Annotated in this window: 16 protein-coding genes; all 16 read left to right on the forward strand. The window is 44.7% G+C overall.

All coding sequences use genetic code 11. The annotated features are described in order from the left end of the window. Window positions 1-89: 89 nt before the first annotated feature. The 16 genes from ABD744_RS03155 to fliP all read left to right on the forward strand — a co-directional run bounded on the left by ABD744_RS03155 (window position 90) and on the right by fliP (window position 16,849). Complete coding sequence (locus ABD744_RS03155; RefSeq protein WP_344795366.1) at window positions 90-452, forward strand: response regulator; 363 nt, start codon at window positions 90-92, stop codon at window positions 450-452. A 30-nt stretch (window positions 453-482) separates the two neighbouring features. Beyond that, complete coding sequence (locus ABD744_RS03160) at window positions 483-2,693, forward strand: chemotaxis protein CheA (RefSeq protein ID WP_344795368.1); 2,211 nt, start codon at window positions 483-485, stop codon at window positions 2,691-2,693. A 16-nt stretch (window positions 2,694-2,709) separates the two neighbouring features. Then, a complete protein-coding gene (locus ABD744_RS03165) occupies window positions 2,710-3,267 on the forward strand; it encodes a chemotaxis protein CheW (protein ID WP_344795370.1) in 558 nt (185 codons plus the stop codon). A 347-nt stretch (window positions 3,268-3,614) separates the two neighbouring features. Beyond that, window positions 3,615-6,356 (forward strand): methyl-accepting chemotaxis protein, encoded by a 2,742-nt coding sequence (locus ABD744_RS03170; protein WP_344795372.1) that lies wholly within the window; start codon window positions 3,615-3,617, stop codon window positions 6,354-6,356. A 105-nt stretch (window positions 6,357-6,461) separates the two neighbouring features. Then, window positions 6,462-7,307, forward strand: coding sequence for a CheR family methyltransferase (locus ABD744_RS03175; RefSeq protein WP_344795374.1), 846 nt, complete (start codon window positions 6,462-6,464; stop codon window positions 7,305-7,307). Between the two features lie 9 nt (window positions 7,308-7,316). Next, a complete protein-coding gene (cheD, locus tag ABD744_RS03180; RefSeq protein WP_344795376.1) occupies window positions 7,317-7,973 on the forward strand; it encodes a chemoreceptor glutamine deamidase CheD in 657 nt (218 codons plus the stop codon). A 14-nt stretch (window positions 7,974-7,987) separates the two neighbouring features. Beyond that, entirely contained in the window at window positions 7,988-9,040 is a 1,053-nt protein-coding gene (locus ABD744_RS03185) for a protein-glutamate methylesterase/protein-glutamine glutaminase (protein ID WP_344795378.1), read from the forward strand. Between the two features lie 141 nt (window positions 9,041-9,181). After that, window positions 9,182-9,487, forward strand: a complete 306-nt coding sequence (locus tag ABD744_RS03190) for an STAS domain-containing protein (protein ID WP_344795380.1) — start codon at window positions 9,182-9,184, stop codon at window positions 9,485-9,487. 39 nt (window positions 9,488-9,526) lie between these two features. Continuing rightward, window positions 9,527-11,245 (forward strand): ATP-binding SpoIIE family protein phosphatase, encoded by a 1,719-nt coding sequence (locus tag ABD744_RS03195; RefSeq protein WP_344795382.1) that lies wholly within the window; start codon window positions 9,527-9,529, stop codon window positions 11,243-11,245. Window positions 11,246-11,379: 134 nt separating this feature from the next. Beyond that, complete coding sequence (locus tag ABD744_RS03200) at window positions 11,380-11,724, forward strand: Hpt domain-containing protein (protein WP_344795384.1); 345 nt, start codon at window positions 11,380-11,382, stop codon at window positions 11,722-11,724. Window positions 11,725-11,779: 55 nt separating this feature from the next. Continuing rightward, window positions 11,780-12,985 (forward strand): flagellar hook-length control protein FliK, encoded by a 1,206-nt coding sequence (locus ABD744_RS03205; protein ID WP_344795386.1) that lies wholly within the window; start codon window positions 11,780-11,782, stop codon window positions 12,983-12,985. A 166-nt stretch (window positions 12,986-13,151) separates the two neighbouring features. Further along, window positions 13,152-13,652, forward strand: a complete 501-nt coding sequence (locus tag ABD744_RS03210; protein WP_344795388.1) for a flagellar basal body-associated FliL family protein — start codon at window positions 13,152-13,154, stop codon at window positions 13,650-13,652. 111 nt (window positions 13,653-13,763) lie between these two features. Next, window positions 13,764-14,735 carry a flagellar motor switch protein FliM gene (gene fliM, locus ABD744_RS03215; RefSeq protein WP_344795390.1) on the forward strand — a complete coding sequence of 324 codons (972 nt, stop codon included), beginning with the start codon at window positions 13,764-13,766 and terminating at the stop codon, window positions 14,733-14,735. 108 nt (window positions 14,736-14,843) lie between these two features. Next, on the forward strand, window positions 14,844-15,299 hold the full coding sequence (gene fliN, locus ABD744_RS03220) for a flagellar motor switch protein FliN (protein ID WP_344795392.1): 456 nt from the start codon (window positions 14,844-14,846) through the stop codon (window positions 15,297-15,299). Between the two features lie 148 nt (window positions 15,300-15,447). Further along, on the forward strand, window positions 15,448-16,128 hold the full coding sequence (gene fliO / locus ABD744_RS03225; protein WP_344795394.1) for a flagellar biosynthetic protein FliO: 681 nt from the start codon (window positions 15,448-15,450) through the stop codon (window positions 16,126-16,128). Next, a complete protein-coding gene (fliP, locus tag ABD744_RS03230) occupies window positions 16,097-16,849 on the forward strand; it encodes a flagellar type III secretion system pore protein FliP (protein WP_344795396.1) in 753 nt (250 codons plus the stop codon). Before fliO ends, fliP begins: the two co-directional genes overlap by 32 nt. Window positions 16,850-16,853 lie beyond the last annotated feature (4 nt).

Consider the following 16,853-nt stretch of genomic DNA (forward strand, 5'->3'; position numbering starts at 1 on the left):
TGGGTGGTTGGGCAATCTGTCGACATACTGACAACAAGTGAAGTTTTAAAGTAGGTGAAAATAGTCGTTTTAATTAAGGAGCTGGATAAATGCCGAAAATTTTAGCTGTAGATGATTCTGCCTCAATGCGTCAAATGGTGACTTTTACGCTCAAAGGAGCAGGTTTTGAGGTGGAAGAAGCGGCAGACGGGCAGCAAGCGCTGAACATTGCCAAAACCAGTGGTTTTGATTTGGTGCTTTCAGATGTGAATATGCCTGTGATGGATGGCATTCAATTAGTAAAGGAACTCAGAGCTTTGGCTGAATATAAGTTTACTCCGATTCTTATGCTGACGACTGAGTCGGCTTCCGATAAGAAAGTTGAGGGTAAACAGGCCGGCGCAACAGGCTGGATTGTGAAACCTTTTAACCCGGATCAATTGTTAAATACGATTAAAAAGGTATTGGGTTAGTCACTTCTTTCCAGTGGAGTGGGGGGAAAGATGAGTATAGATCTAAGTCAGTTTCATCAAGTGTTCTTCGAAGAAAGTTTCGAAGGTTTGGATTCCATGGAAGGGGGGCTGTTAGATTTAAACCCTGATGACTTCGATGTAGAAACCATAAACACCATTTTTCGTGCAGCGCACTCCATTAAAGGTGGTGCCGGGACCTTTGGGTTTCAGGTCGTTGCCGATTTTACTCATGTTGTAGAAACGTTACTGGATGAAATCAGAGCGGGTTCACGCGCGCTTGAGGCACCGCATGTGGATGTGCTTTTGAGATCGGTGGACTGCTTGCGCGATATTATGCAGGCACTGCAAGATGGTGATGAACCTGACATGAGCACCGCCGATACGCTTAAAGCCGAGTTTGTGGCTATTTTGAGTGGTGCATCGGAATGTACCCCAGAATCCGCTGTTTCACCCGATAGTAACCTCGATGAGTCAGATGGTGCTTCGGATGAAACACCTTCCGGTCACTGGGAAATTTACTTTAAACCGGATGCGGATGTTTTGCGTACCGGGAATGAACCGGTGCGGATGTTCAGAGAGTTGGAATCTCTGGGCCGGTTAACCACTGAAGTGGTGGTTTGTGATGTGCCTGCTTTTTCATCTTTGGAACCGGAAACTTGTTACTTCGCCTGGAATCTGACGCTGGAAGGTGGCAGCCGGGAAGAGGTTGATGAGGTTTTTGAATGGGTTATTGACGAGTCCGAACTGTCCATCCGGTGGGTTCATGGCGGTTTAACTGAATCCGCTAAAAATACGACGCAATCTCCCCCTGCGACAACAACGGATAATAATCAACAACCGGTTGAGTCAGGTTCCACGTCGGTTGATGATTCAGCGCCGACTAAGGAAATGCTCTCTGAGCCGGAGGCAGATTTACCTGAGCCAGAACAAGAACTTGAATCTAAACCGGTTGAAGCTGTTGTATCCAGCGCAGCATCCGTGGCTGGTGACAAGAAAACAGAATCGCCAAAGAAACCTCAAAAATCTTCTTCGCCTGAATCCACTTCTATCCGTGTTGGGATCGACAAAATTGATAGCTTAATAAACATGGTGGGCGAGTTGGTCATTACTCAATCCATGTTAGGTCAATTGGGGTCGGATTTTGATATGGGCAAACTGGTTCGTTTGCAGGAAGGTTTAGCCCAGCTGGAACAAAACACCCGTGAGCTGCAAGAAAGTGTCATGCGGATTCGAATGTTACCAATCAGCTTTACCTTCAGTCGTTTTCCTCGCCTGGTTCGGGATTTAAGCAAAGCGATGGACAAGAAAATCGACTTGGTGCTTTTGGGCGAAAATACTGAACTGGATAAGACGGTGATGGAAAAAATCGGTGATCCTATGGTTCACCTGATTCGAAATTCACTGGATCATGGCATCGAAAAACCAGCCGACCGGTTAGCAGCGGGTAAGCCTGAAACCGGTACGATCACGCTTAATGCCTTCCACCAGGGCGGGAACATTGTCATTCAAATCATAGATGACGGGAAAGGGCTGGATCGTGATCGTATTCTTATGAAAGCGATTGAAAATGGTCTGGTCAGCAAAGATGACAATTTGACGGATGAACAGATTTACGAACTGATCTTTCATGCCGGTTTTTCTACCGCAGAAACCATTTCTGACATCAGTGGCCGTGGCGTGGGCATGGATGTGGTTCGTCGAAACATTCAGGAACTGAACGGCTCAGTGGAAGTTCAGTCAATGCCTGGCGAGGGCTCCACGTTTACCATTCGGTTGCCACTGACGTTGGCGATTCTTGATGGTCAGTTGGTTCGGGTTGGCGAAGAGGTGTTTATTTTGCCGCTGGTCTCAATCGTAGAATCTCTCCAGGTCGATCTTGGCATGATTAATAATGTGGGTGGCAATAACGAAGTTCTCAGGTTGCGCAATGAGTACGTGCCGATTGTAAAGCTGCATGAATTGCTCGATGTGGAGCCTGAAAACTACGAACTGGAGAAAGGGCTGTTGGTCGTTGTTGAGGGGGATAACTCCAAAGTCGGACTGTTCGTCGATGATTTATTGGCACAACAACAAGTGGTAATTAAAAGCCTTGAGCAGAACTATCAAAAAGTGGACGGTATCTCCGGTGCAACCATATTGGGGGATGGCAAAGTTGCTTTGATTGTTGATATATCAGGTGTCCTTCGCATTGCAAGCAAAGTGAAAGGCAAGCCCGTTTCCGCAGATCATCAAGCCGCATAATAAAGTAGGAAATGTAATGAGTGAGCAAGCCCTAAGTAATCAATCTGGTGTGTCTTCAAAAGAAGAAATGGAAAATGCACTCGGTTCTCATGATGTTGCGACGGATCAGTTCCTGACATTTATTATGGCGAATGAGGAATACGGCGTCGATATTCTGAGCGTTCAGGAAATCCGGGGCTGGGAGGCCGCTACCACCATTCCTAATAGCCCTGATTTTGTGAAAGGTGTGATGAATTTACGTGGGACCATTGTTCCTATCATTGATTTGCGGCTCAGGTTCGGACTTGAACATGTGGAATACGGACCTATGACCGTGGTGATTGTACTTAAAGTCAATACGCCCACCGGTGACAAGATCATTGGCATTGTGGTGGATGCAGTGTCTGACGTGTACTCCTTAACCAATGAGGAGATGCGCCTTCCTCCGGATATGGGCGATCAGGTCAATACTGCTTTTATCAAAGGATTGGCGGATGTGCAGGGCAAAATGGTGATATTGCTGAATATTGATGAACTGTTGGACTTACAAGAAATACCGGATGCTGAAGTACTGAGAAACATTGTTCGAGATTAACTAACGAATTGTTGTTTCAAAATATTAATGATTATAACAACTAGGCCGATGATTTCTTTTATGAACTCTGATTACTAAGCACTGGAATAATTGTTTTAAAACAAGAAGATATTTCAATTTATTTTGGTGGATATAAACAACTGATTGGATGTTTGGTCAGACCAGGGAGTTCAGTGGAAGAGTGGGTTAAGAGGGGATCAAAATGGGATTTAGAACTGCATACCTTATAGGGCAATGTGTTGTCTCCGTAAGGCACCGACCGTTGTGCCGGACATCTGTTTTTACCCCCGTTGTGTCTAATTTATTTTCAGTAGCGCTGAAATACCAGGTTTCCTAAGGAGATAATGATGAACTGGGTAAAGGCAAGTCTCAATAGACAAATGATCGCTATCTTAACTGTAACTATGTCGATGCTGGGTATTCTGGTCTTCGGAGCAGAAAATTATCTGGTCAAAGAATCAGAGTATTACAGTGAAGAAATTAAAAATATGTTCCATGAAGCGGAACGGGCTGCTGAATTACAAAAAGAATTTAAAACTCAGGTACAAGAGTGGAAGAATGTATTAATTCGAGGTTTCAAGGAGTCTGATCGCGAGAAGTACTGGGTAAAATTTCAAGAGTCTGAAGGCAATGTTCAACGGCTGGTGGAAGACATTCGAGAGCACGATAAGCATGGCCGTTTTACTCGTATCTTAGATAAATTCCAAACACTTCACACCAGAATGGGGGTGTCCTATCGCACCGGTTACCGAGCCTTTATTACAAGCGGTTACTCTCCTACGGCTGGGGACGAGTCTGTTCGGGGGATTGACCGGGAACCTACGGAGCTGGTCAGCGAGTTGGTGACTGTTTCGGATGATGCAGTGGATTCGTTGATTAATGAGCAAGAAGCATCGATGGAGCGAGCTGAATATATATCATTGGCGCTTATTTTTATCTTTATGATCATTCTTACCTTGGTGATTCTTTGGTTGGTAAGGAAAGTGATTATTCAGCCAATGGCGGATCTATCGGTGGATGTTGGTAAATACGGTGCCGGAGAGGATGTTGAGTTCTTTTCGACCCGAGAAGATGAGCTGGGTGCGTTCAGTCAAACATTAAGCACCATGAAAGCCAATCAAAAAGAAAGAATCGAAGCTGAACGGGTACAAGCCAATATCAATGCAGGCATTAAAATGGCGTTAGATAAGTGTCAGGCGAATGTGATGTATGCTAATACGGACTTGGAGATTACTTATCTTAATGATGCTGTCATTAAAATGCTGAACAAACGGGAACAGCAGATACAAAAGGTACTGACCAGTTTCAGAGTGAAGGATTTAATCGGAACGTGTGTGGACGATTTTCATCAAAATCCGGCGCATCAACGAGGTCTGTTAGCTAATTTGCGTGAGCCTTACAAAACCCGTTTAAAAATATCTGATCTGACGTTTGATTTAATTGCATCTCCGGTTATTGATGCTGATGGGACTCGCTTAGGTACCGTCGTGGAGTGGGATGACATTACCGTTTCACTGGCTAAACAAGAGGAAGAGCAGCGAGTTGCGAATGAAAATTCCAGAATTAAACAAGCACTGGACTCGGTCACGGCGAATACCATGTTGGCAGATGACCAGGGCAACATTGTTTACGCCAATGACTCCGTGATTTCGATGCTTCGTACTGCAGAGTCCGATATTAGAAAAGCGTTGCCGAACTTTAGCTCTGATAAAGTGATTGGCAGTAACTTTGATATTTTCCATAAAAATCCGGCTCATCAAAGAAATTTGCTGTCCAGTCTGAGTTCAACTTATCGGACGCAAATTGGTGTTGCTGACCGAACCTTTGCTTTGATTGCTAACCCAATTTATAACGATGAAAAAGAACGTTTGGGAACGGTGGTTGAATGGAATGATCGTACCGATGAGGTGAAGGCTGAACGTGAAATTGGTGACCTGATTGAAGGGGCCGCAAAGGGGGATTTAAGTGTTCGTCTTGCAACGGAAGGGAAAGAAGGCTTCTTTAAATTAATCAGTGACGGTTTGAATGAGCTCGTAGCCATCGCGGATGGTGTCATAAATGACTCGGCTCGTGTATTGGATGCAATGTCTCACGGTAAGCTGACTGAAAAAATTGAGCAGGATTACGAAGGTATTTTTGGGAAACTTAAAACCGATGCCAATCAGACTACTGAGAAATTGACGGATATTATTGGTCAGATTCGCCAATCCGCTATTAATGTTTCTTCGGCGGCCGATGAGATTGCTCAAGGAAATGCCGATTTAAGTCAGCGAACAGAGGAACAGGCCTCTTCACTGGAAGAAACTGCGTCCAGTATGGAAGAAATGACCAGCACGGTAAAACAAGCGGCTGATAATGCCGCAGAAGCCAGTCAGTTGGCAGAAGAAGCGAAGGCCAAGGCGCAACAAGGTGGCGCAGTGGTTATCAACGCAGTGAGCGCGATGGAAGAAATTAATGTTGCCAGTAAGAAAATCTCTGACATCATTGGTGTGATTGATGAAATTGCTTTCCAGACAAATCTGCTCGCATTAAATGCGGCGGTAGAGGCGGCTCGTGCCGGTGAACAAGGTCGCGGGTTTGCCGTGGTCGCGGGGGAAGTTCGAAACCTGGCGCAACGGTCTGCGGGTGCCGCGAAAGAAATTAAAGACCTGATTCGAGACAGTGTTTCCAAAGTGGAAGACGGTACGGCACTGGTGAATGAATCAGGTAATACCTTGTCGGATATTGTGGGTGCCGTGGAACGTGTGACTTCAATGGTGGCGGACATATCCAACGCGGCCCGAGAGCAAACATCAGGTATTGATCAAGTTAATACGGCGATCAGTCAGATGGATGAGATGACGCAGCAAAATGCGGCCTTAGTTGAAGAAGCATCGGCTGCTGCGGAAGCGATGGCGGAACAATCCCGTAAGATGTCAAACTTAGTAGGCTTTTTTACTTTAGGCGGGGGTGGCAGTAGCTCTCTTTCATCCATTATTTCGCCGGCAATGGCCAGTATTCCAGCGCCTTCTGTATCATCATCGTCGTCAGTTGTAACCCCTGCTGGTATGGATGTCTCACATGCTGAAGATGAGTGGGATGAATTTTAGTCCCAGCGGTTCCTTCCGTTAAATCAAGGCCCTTTAAGGGGCCTTTTTTATCTTTGTTTTTTTCTCAGTCTGTTTATCTGGTTCAAGAGGAGTGGTGTGGTGAACATGAAGTCACGCGAATTTCCGATGACGGATGCTAATTTTGATCATATTAAGAACATGGCATATGACCGTACAGGAATCGTGCTAGGTGATCATAAACGGGAAATGGTCTATAGCCGGTTAGCTCGACGATGCAGGGCGCTTGGGGTGCATGACTTTGACCAGTACATTCATGTGCTGGAGAACCGAGAAAGTGATGAACTCAGTCACTTTGTGAACAGTATTACAACCAATTTAACTTCGTTTTTCAGAGAACGGCATCATTTTGAGTTTCTTGAAGAAACGGTATTGCCTGAAGTGTTTAAAGCGAACTCGGCCTCAAAGAGGGTGCGTATCTGGTCTGCGGGGTGTTCCACGGGAGAGGAGCCGTATTCCATTGCGATCACTTTGGCCAGATTTCTCAAAAATAATCTGGTTCGCTACAAAGGGTGGGACGTGAAAATCTTGGCCACAGACCTGGACTCCAACGTATTAGCCAAAGGCAAACGAGGCATATACCCAAACTCAGGCGCCGACGGGTTAAGTAAGTCAGACCGGCTGGAGTTTTTTGATGAGTCAGGTCAAGGAAATGATCATCAACTAATGGCTAAGGATAAAATTCGCAACCTGATTACGTTTAACCGTCTAAACTTGTTACACAAATGGCCTATGAAGGGGCAGTTTGATGTGATTTTTTGCCGGAATGTGGTGATCTACTTTGATAAAGAAACTCAAAAAGTTTTGTTTGATCGTTATGCCAATGTATTAAAAGACCCGGGATATTTGATGATAGGGCATTCTGAAAACTTACACAGAGTTTCAACAAGGTTTAATGCATTAGGTCATACACGTTATAAAAAAATAAACTAAAGGCACTACATGCTTGATCGAAAACAAAGACCTCAACCACCCAGATTATTACCTGGTTTTGACCATGTAAAACGTTTCTGGGACCCAAAGCACGCGTGTTATGTGGCGAAAATTCTACCAGGGGAGTTTTATCTTTCTGGAAAACAAGAGGTTATATCGACGGTATTGGGGTCATGCATTTCAGCGTGTATCCGGGACCCGATTTTGGGCATTGGAGGCATGAATCACTTTATGCTTCCTCATCATAATGGCCATTCAAACGTTTCATGGGATGGGGCTCCGATAAGCAGTGAAACCCGCTATGGTAATTGGGCCATGGAATATCTGATTAATGGTTTGTTGAAATTGGGGGCTCTACGTCAACGGATGGAGGTTAAGGTTTTTGGTGGTGGTCAGGTGCTTGCAAACATGACGGACATCGGGGCCAGAAACATCCAGTTTGTTGAAGAATATTTGAAGAGTGAAGGCATGGATATCATTGCGAAGGACATCGGTGGCGTGTTGCCCAGAAAAGTTATCTATTTTCCCGACACAGGAAAAGTATTGGTCAAACGTATACGTAAGGTATCTAATGATACGATTCTTGCCAGAGAAAAAGACTACATGCGTAGGATTGATAAAGACATTGGGGATACCACAAGTGGAAGTATTGAGTTGTTTGATTAAAGGATTGTACCCGAATGCAAAAAGTTAAGGTGTTGATTGTAGATGATTCGCCATCCATTCGGAGTGTTCTGGAACAGGTGCTAAATTCAGATCCGGGCATTGAGGTGGTCGGTACTGCAGAAGACCCCTTGGTTGCCAGAGAAGAAATCAAACGGTTAAACCCGGATGTACTGACATTGGATGTTGAAATGCCAAGAATGGATGGTATTTCATTTTTACGTAATTTAATGAGACTGCGACCTATGCCTGTTGTCATGGTCTCCACGTTAACAGAGCAAGGCGCACCCATAACCTTGCAAGCACTTGAACTGGGTGCTGTGGACTATGTAGCCAAACCGAAGGTCGCAGGTGAATTGGCCCTTTCCGGCTATATTGATGAAATTTGTTCTAAAGTGAAGGTTGCAGCCAGAGCGAATGTTCGTTCGATTGAACTTGAGCCTTCAGCGCAGAAACTGACGGCATTGGTTGTGCCTGAACACGTGAAATCCAAGGTGGATCACTCCAGAGTGATTGGCATTGGCGCATCGACAGGAGGGACAGAAGCTTTGAAAGAAGTTCTGACCCGAATGCCTGCAGACTGCCCGCCGATTATTGTCAGTCAGCACATTCCTGCTGGGTTCAGTAAGTCATTTGCTGAGCGGGTTAATAATGGCAGTGCCATTAGGGTAAAAGAAGCTGAGCATGGCGATCGGTTGTCCACGGGTATGGCCTTGATTGCTCCGGGTGACCGGCACTTAAAAGTAAGTCGCTCCGGAAGTGGTTATTATGCGGTACTCGACGATGGTGAAACGGTAAATCGCCATAAACCTTCGGTGGAAGTGATGTTTGACTCTTTAAGCTTGGCATCCAAGGGGCATTGTGTTGCTGTCATGTTAACGGGCATGGGGGCCGATGGTGCTGAGGCCATGCTTCGTGTGAAGCAGATCGGTGGTCGTACTTTGGCGCAAAATGAAGCAACTTCTGTGGTATGGGGAATGCCTGGGGCTGCCGTAAAACTGGGCGCAGTGGATAAAGAAGTGGCTTTACCACATATGGCGCAAGCGATTTTGAAAGCCTGTATAAAATAATAGAAACTTTAGTAAAATCATAAAATTATCATTTCTTGAATCAAAATGGTTGGATAAACATAATTTTTGGCTATTATGTAGGTAATCACTCTTTAATTGGGTGAGGAATGGAATCGTATAAAATCAATAATGAGGTTATCTATGGCAATTGTTTCTTCGCTTGATGGCAGTACAGGTGAGCTTACTATTAAGGTTAAAGGTCGTTTTGACTTTAGTGCACACCAAGAATTTCGTGATGCCTATGAGAAAGTTGACAGTGCACCAGCCTTATATCTGGTCGATATGGGCGAAACAACGTATCTAGACAGCTCTGCATTGGGTATGCTTCTTTTATTAAGAGATCATGCGGGTGGAGACAGTGCACGTATTAAAATTTCCAGCTGCAATAGCGATGTTAAGAAAATTTTGACGATTTCAAACTTTGAACAGCTTTTTGAAATCGACTAATGATTAACTTCGGCTAAGAAAGCATGGAGATCCCTTATTATGGAAGATGATGGTGGCTCCCTTAAAATACTAATTGCCGACGATAATGAAACGGATCGCATGATTCTCCATGCGATTGTCAAAAAGCAAGGTCATGCGGTGGTTACCGCCAGTGACGGTGTTGAGGCAGTTGAGCGTTTTATTGAAGAACAGCCTGAGTTGATTCTCCTGGATGCGCTCATGCCCAATATGGACGGTTTCGAAGCGGCCAGAAGAATTAAGGAACTGGCTGGCGAGGATCTGGTTCCGATTATTTTCCTTACCTCTCTGAAAGATGCTGAATCGCTCGCTAAGTGCCTGGAAGCGGGCGGCGATGATTTTTTATCGAAACCTTACAACCGAATTATTCTACAAGCTAAGATCAATGCTTTCCGTCGAATGCGGAACATGCATTTAACGCTTCAAAAACAGCGTGATCAGATTGTGCTTCATAACGAGCATTTATTGCATGAGCAGGAAACGGCGAAAGCGGTATTTGATAACGTAGCGCACTCAGGTTGTCTGGACTCTCCGAACATTAAATATTTGTTGTCTCCCCTTGCGGTGTTTAATGGCGATGTGTTACTTGCCGCCCGAAAACCTTCCGGGGGGATGCATGTGTTATTGGGTGACTACACCGGCCATGGCCTTCCGGCTGCGATTGGTGCGATGCCAATGGCAGAGATTTTTTATGCGTTAACCAGTAAAGGGTTTACCATTGAAGAAATCATTCGTGAAATAAATGCCAAGTTGAAAGCCATTTTACCTACAGGCGTATTTTGTTGTGCCTGTATGGTGGATATTGAGTTTCGCGAACGGGAAATGAAGGTGTGGGTTGGTGGCTTACCTACCTGTTATTTGTATAAGAAAGCGTCTGGCGAACGATTGGAGATAAATTCAAATCACTTGCCGTTGGGTGTGCTCGGCTCAGATCAGTTCAAAGTAAAAATGCAGGTGTTCGAGGTCAGTGAAGGCGACCGGGTCTTTATGTGGTCTGACGGTATTCATGAAGCAAGAAATGATCAGGATGTCATGTTTGGTGAAGAACGCCTCATCGAAATTTTTGATCGCTGTGAAAAACCGGAAAACTTGTTTCAGGACATCAAAGGAACCGTAGAGGCCTATTTGGGCGAAGCCGAACGAGATGATGACATTACTTTGGTGGAAGTGCGGATTCCGAATGAACAGGAAATTGAGGCTCTTCCCGAAGAAGCGATTAATGTCTCGGACAAAGGGCCTATGGATTGGCACCTTGATTATCGTTTGAACCCTTTAAGTTTAAAATACTTTAATCCGTTACCTTTTGTACTTCAGCTTATTACTGAGGTTCCGGGCTTGAGAAGATGCAGTGGCCAAGTCTTTACCATTTTGGCAGAGCTGTACTCTAATGCTCTTGAACACGGGGTGCTGAAGTTGAACTCTGATCTTAAAAAGAATCCCTTGGGGTTCAGTGAATACTATGATTTACGTGCTGAACGTCTCGAAAGCCTGGAAACAGGCTTTGTTAACTTCAAATTGAATCATGTGCCAACGGAAACCGGTGGTTCATTAAGTGTCTTGATCAGTGACAGTGGTGAAGGTTTTGATTTTCAAAGTAAAATGGAAAACGAATCGGATAAACAGTATTGCGGGCGTGGTATTCCATTGATTTCAACTTTATGTCGCTCGGTAGAATATCAAGGTAAGGGAAATCAAGTTGAAGTGATATTTGATTGGCATTATACCCAAACTGGCAGCTAGCCTCCCTGGGCCTAAAAAAGCTGGTGCTGGGAGATTTCAATCAACGCGACTTAAAACACTTGCCTTCTACCTCAATCAGACTATTTAATGTAGTTTTAGAAAATTATAACGGAATACGGAATCAGGAAAGATTAATGACTGAACTTCAACACTTGGACTTGGACGCCCTTTCAGAGCTGAAAGATGTGATGGAAGATGAGTTTCAAAGCCTTATTGAAACTTTCATTGTTGATGCAGAGCGGAAACTGGCTGCGTTCAGGGTCGCGATTGATAGCGGCAATGCCGATGAGGTCGGTAAGGTTAGTCACAGTTTTAAAGGCAGTTGCAGTAATATCGGAGCGCCTTATTTAAGCAGTTTATGTAAACAAACCGAAGATAAGGGCCGTGAAAATGACCTATCCGGTGTTGAAAGCCTTTACAGTGGCATCGAAAGTGAATACCTGATCGTTAAAGAACTTCTGATCGAACAAATTAATTAATCTTGGCAAGCTAATTGCTCTATAGAATCATGGTTATGATTTTTGGAGCAATAACATGGCAACTCCTCAACTGAATATTATTTCTTCAGAAGCCCCGGTTAGCAGCAAATCGGCTGATAATAAGGGCTTTCATCGCAGTGATTCAGAATCTGGTACCGATTTTTCGGACAGCTTCGAACAGGCAATGGCTGATTTTGTAGAAAAGCAAAGCGGCACTCAGTCTCCGGTGGATGGCACTGCTTTGCCAGGCAGGGAAGGTGAGTTACCGGAAGGCTTTTTGAATGAACTGCAGCAAACTTTGGATGATTACTTTGCTCAGTTGGGCGATCTAGAGTCTTTAAGTGAAGATGAGTTGATGCAGGCTTATCAGGATATTTCTCAGCGGCTTGTAGGTCTGGCAAATGGCTTTGGCTTGCAGCTGAATGCGTCTGATATTCAAAATGCGTTGGCTAAACTGTCTGAAGGGCAGTTCACAATGCCTGTTGGTTTGCAGCAAAGTGGGCAAATGCCTTGGATGTTGCTTGGCCAAAATCAGCTGGGCGGTCAGCCTAAAGAAGGTTTGGTTGATACTGGTTTACCGCAAACGGCTGATACTTCTTTATTGTCTTCACTTAAGTTGTTAAAACAATCTGTGCAGTCTGAAAACTTTGCGAAAAGTTCTGTGTTGGATGGCCTCAAGTCGATGATGGCTTCTACGGCAGCTACCAGCCTGTCAGCGTCGTTGGATGATATAACCAACGGCTCGCAACCGACAGTACCGTTGCAAATGTATAATCAGCCTCAATCTTCCGCGATGGAAGAGGCTGAGGTTTCTTTGCAAAAAATTCCGGTTCCTCCAGGTCATCGTCAGTTTACTCAAGAGTTGAGTGAACGAGTCATGGTGATGTCGACCAAAAACATCCAAACCGCTGAGATTAAACTGTCGCCGCCTGAACTTGGCGCGTTGATGGTCAAAATTAATGTGGAGGGTGATCAGGCCAGTGTCGTCTTTACTTCCCCGAATGCAGGTGTACGAGAAGCCCTGGAGCAACAAAGCTTCCGCCTTAAAGATATGATGGAAGAAAACGGGGTTGATCTGGTGGATGTTGATGTGTCCGATCAGCAAAAAGATGATTCCGAGCCGCAAGAACTTTATTCAGAGGAAAACAGTCGCCAACAAGCGGACGAGCCTGATGACACCGCCGTTATGGAATTGCTGGAAAATCTGGATAAACAAAAATCGGTGACAGCGTCATTAAAGCTGGTTGATTATTACGCGTAAGCTGGTTTTCTCATAACCTTGACTACAATTAAGAAAACACCTTTTTACATAATTATCAGTATATTAACTTGAAGAATGGCATTGAACTTAGGTAAAAAGGTGGTATTAATCAGGACGCTCATAGAGTGGCATAATTTTAATAAACGCAAGGTGATACGGAGAAAACATGGCTGAAGAAGATATTGATATGTCGGATCAACCTCAAACAGGAAAGAAACGGCTGTTTTTGGTGATCGGAATCGTTGCTTTGGTGAGTTTGTTGTCCATCGGTGGTGTTGCCTTTTTGGTGTTCAGTGGCGATGACGAAAAATCGGAAGAGGATGTGGTCGAAGAGGTTGTAAAACTACCTGCGCAATACATGGAAATTCAACCTGCGTTTGTGGTGACTTATAAGGTAGGTAATCGTCAGCGTTACATGCAAGTTTATGTGACTTTAATGGCTCGTGATTCTGACCTCATGGCGGCTCTGGAAGTCAACAAGCCAGCCATTCAAAGTGGTTTGTTGGCTATGTTTGGAAGCCAGGATTTTAACCATCTGAAAACAGCGGAAGGCAAAGATGAGTTAAGAGAAAAGTCATTAAAAGTCGTGAATGAAGTGGTGGCTGAGAATATTGGCGAAGGAGGAATGGTTGAGCAGGTGTTATTTACCAACATAGTGATGCAATAACGTTCAGCACAGCTATCCAATAGTTTCATTGGTGGTTATGCAATTATGTTGGTTTGGTACGTGATCAAGCATCTTTCTTTTTAATAACAAATAAATAAGCAGGTATGAGTTGTGCAGGACTTACTTTCACAAGATGAGATCGATGCGCTTTTACATGGCGTTGATGATGGTGACGTTGATACCGATTCCGAAGGCGGAACGGGTGAAGGCGTAGCATCTTATGACATTACGAGTCAGGACCGGATTGTTCGTGGTCGGATGCCGACGCTTGAGATGATTAACGAGCGATTCACCCGTTATACTCGTATCAGTTTATTTAATCTGTTAAGACGCAGCGCGGAAGTAGTGTCTGGCGGTGTTCAGATTATGAAGTTTGGTGAGTACGTGCATTCTTTGTATGTGCCTACCAGTTTGAACTTGGTTAAGATCCGGCCATTGAAAGGCACTGGGCTTTTTGTTTTGGATGCCAAACTGGTTTTTAAGTTGGTGGACAACTTCTTTGGTGGAGATGGCCGACACGCGAAAATTGAAGGGCGTGAGTTTACACCGACAGAAACCCGTATTGTTCAGATGGTTCTTGAGCAGCTGTTCATTGATATGAAGGAAGCCTGGGGCTCCATTCTCGATGTGGATTTCGAGTATCTTAACTCCGAAGTCAACCCTGCAATGGCCAACATTGTAAGCCCGGCTGAAGTCGTGGTGGTGAGCACTTTTCACATTGAACTTGACGGTGGCGGCGGTGATTTACAGCTGACGATTCCGTATTCCATGATCGAGCCTTTGCGGGAAATCCTGGACGCCGGTGTTCAATCGGACATTGATGAAGTAGACGAACGCTGGGAAAAAATCCTCAGGGAGTATTGTCTGAATCTGACAGCGACCTTAACCGGGTCTGTTTGTAAACGACAGATGACGTTAGGAGAGATCGTTGAATGGAAGGTTGGGGACATTATTCCGGTTGAAATGCCAGAGCATATTACTATGAGCGCGAACAGTGTTCCGACGTTTGATTGTCAGCTCGGGGCTTCTGCTGAGCGTTTGGCAGTGAAAGTGGTTAAACCTGTGAAGAAGCGATTGCGATAAGAAGGCTATTCGTTACTTAAACGTAGCCAAAGTTTTCTTACCTTTCATGTGGTGAGAAACGTATAAATTAAAGAACACCTAGATTGAAGTATTTAAAGGGGAGTCGACATGGCTGACGAAAATACGCCTGAAGGTCAGGAAGAGAATGTAGATCAAGATCAACTGTCGGATGAGTGGGCGGCAGCGATGGAAGAGGCCGGTGCGGGTGGGTCAGAAAGTGGTGATGAAGCCGTATCGGAAAAAAATAAGATTCTTGAGCCGGATAATGAGCCTATGGAAGGTGATATGCTGGCCGATCCGAATAACCCTAATCTGGATGTTATTCTTGATATTCCGGTCACCATTTCCATGGAGGTGGGTAATACTGAAATCTCCATCCGTAACTTGCTTCAGCTGAACCAAGGGTCTGTTATCGAGCTGGACAGACTGGCAGGTGAGCCGCTGGATGTATTGGTGAATGGTCAATTAATCGCACACGGGGAAGTTGTGATGGTGAACGAAAAGTTCGGTATTCGACTGACCGATGTGGTGAGCCCAACCGAACGTATTAAGAAACTTCGATAGCCTGTTTGTATAAACCTTCTGAACCCCTGAACAAAAGATGGGTAACAGCTAAGCTGTTATTCATCTTTTGTTAGTCACCTTAATTTTTCACTGTTAGACTGATATAAGCCGTAATAAAAAATAACAGGGTATTGTAATCGGGATGTCTGTGAAAAATTCTTACTTTCGTTTCAGCTTAGTGTTGCTGTTCTTGTGTTCTTTGAATACTTCTTTGGCCAGCGACGTTTCAGTGGAGGATGTTCTTATTCCTGAGGAGGCAGCTGAAAGTTCTTCAGATGCGAATGTTTCAAAAACGAACTCTTCTTCAGATATGGCTGTTTCTGATTCGAATGCGTCAGAAAAGGCAGAGCAGAGTCAGGAAACACCTCAGACGGCCACTTCGGATTACGTCAAACAATTGATGAGTGATCCTCAAAATCCGGATTCTACCAACTCCCATACCTCGACTGTGCAGCTGGCTACAACGGTTGCAGGGCTTTTTGCGGTAATAGGCATGATTTTTGTAGCTGCTTGGTTAGTACGACGTTTATCTGGCGGTCAGATTGGACAAAGTAATGCGGTGATCAAAATATTGGCGACGCAGGCTTTAGGTACCAAAGAACGCATTTGCTTGATAGACGTGGGCGGCCAGCAGGTTTTGGTTGGGATTACGGCGCAAGCAATGCAGACCTTAATGGTTCTTGATGAACCGATTGATATTAAGGCAAATAAGAAGCAAGCGACCTGGTCTTCTCCTGAATCTGTTAATAGCGTATTCGGCGCTAAGTTACAGACCATGTTAAAGGGGACGGCAGTAAATGAGGGTAAACAGACTAAAGTGGACGATTAGTCTCTTAATCGGATTTTTGACGGTTTTACCCGCTTGGGCTGAACCGGGCATTCCCGCCGTTGCTTTGACAACGAACCCTGATGGCAGTCAGGAATACACAGTTACCATCCAAATTTTAGCCATCATGACCATGCTGACTTTGTTGCCAGCCATGGTCATGATGATGACATCTTTCACTCGAATTATTATCGTATTTTCCATTGTCCGACAGGCCATGGGGCTTCAGCAATCGCCTTCGAATCAAATTCTGGTTGGTTTGGCGCTGTTTTTAACGTTTTTTATTATGACCCCCATTTTGGAAGACATTCATAAAAACGCTTTAATGCCATACATCAATGAAGAACTGACCTCGCTGGAAGCGCTGGAAATAGCTGAAAAACCCATGCGGGCATTTATGCTGGGGCAAACCCGCGAAGATGATATTGCCTTGTTCGTCCGGATTTCAGGGAAAACCGACATAGAGGGGCCTGAGGATATTCCGCTCAATATTGTGATTCCTGCCTTTGTGACCAGTGAGCTTAAAACTGCGTTTCAGATTGGGTTTCTGATTTTTATTCCTTTTTTGATCATCGATATGGTGGTCGCTTCCGTTTTGATGGCGATGGGTATGATGATGTTGTCACCCATCATTATTTCTCTGCCTTTTAAAATTATGTTGTTTGTCTTGGTGGATGGCTGGGCGTTAATTATTGGAACGCTGGCGTCGAGTTTTAACGTTTGACTGG

Origin of the sequence: Litoribacillus peritrichatus (assembly GCF_039537985.1) — a bacterium.
In the GTDB taxonomy this organism is placed as follows: Bacteria; Pseudomonadota; Gammaproteobacteria; order Pseudomonadales; family Litoribrevibacteraceae; genus Litoribacillus; species Litoribacillus peritrichatus.

Coding starts and splice junctions, on each gene's coding strand:
- ABD744_RS03190 (WP_344795380.1), top strand. CDS start 9,182: ATGGCAATTGTTTCTTCGCTTGATGGCAGTACAGGTGAGCTTACTATT.
- ABD744_RS03175 (WP_344795374.1), top strand. CDS start 6,462: ATGAAGTCACGCGAATTTCCGATGACGGATGCTAATTTTGATCATATT.
- cheD (WP_344795376.1), top strand. CDS start 7,317: ATGCTTGATCGAAAACAAAGACCTCAACCACCCAGATTATTACCTGGT.
- ABD744_RS03210 (WP_344795388.1), top strand. CDS start 13,152: ATGGCTGAAGAAGATATTGATATGTCGGATCAACCTCAAACAGGAAAG.
- ABD744_RS03185 (WP_344795378.1), top strand. CDS start 7,988: ATGCAAAAAGTTAAGGTGTTGATTGTAGATGATTCGCCATCCATTCGG.
- ABD744_RS03170 (WP_344795372.1), top strand. CDS start 3,615: ATGAACTGGGTAAAGGCAAGTCTCAATAGACAAATGATCGCTATCTTA.
- ABD744_RS03160 (WP_344795368.1), top strand. CDS start 483: ATGAGTATAGATCTAAGTCAGTTTCATCAAGTGTTCTTCGAAGAAAGT.
- fliP (WP_344795396.1), top strand. CDS start 16,097: ATGAGGGTAAACAGACTAAAGTGGACGATTAGTCTCTTAATCGGATTT.
- ABD744_RS03200 (WP_344795384.1), top strand. CDS start 11,380: ATGACTGAACTTCAACACTTGGACTTGGACGCCCTTTCAGAGCTGAAA.
- fliN (WP_344795392.1), top strand. CDS start 14,844: ATGGCTGACGAAAATACGCCTGAAGGTCAGGAAGAGAATGTAGATCAA.
- ABD744_RS03155 (WP_344795366.1), top strand. CDS start 90: ATGCCGAAAATTTTAGCTGTAGATGATTCTGCCTCAATGCGTCAAATG.
- ABD744_RS03205 (WP_344795386.1), top strand. CDS start 11,780: ATGGCAACTCCTCAACTGAATATTATTTCTTCAGAAGCCCCGGTTAGC.
- ABD744_RS03165 (WP_344795370.1), top strand. CDS start 2,710: ATGAGTGAGCAAGCCCTAAGTAATCAATCTGGTGTGTCTTCAAAAGAA.
- ABD744_RS03195 (WP_344795382.1), top strand. CDS start 9,527: ATGGAAGATGATGGTGGCTCCCTTAAAATACTAATTGCCGACGATAAT.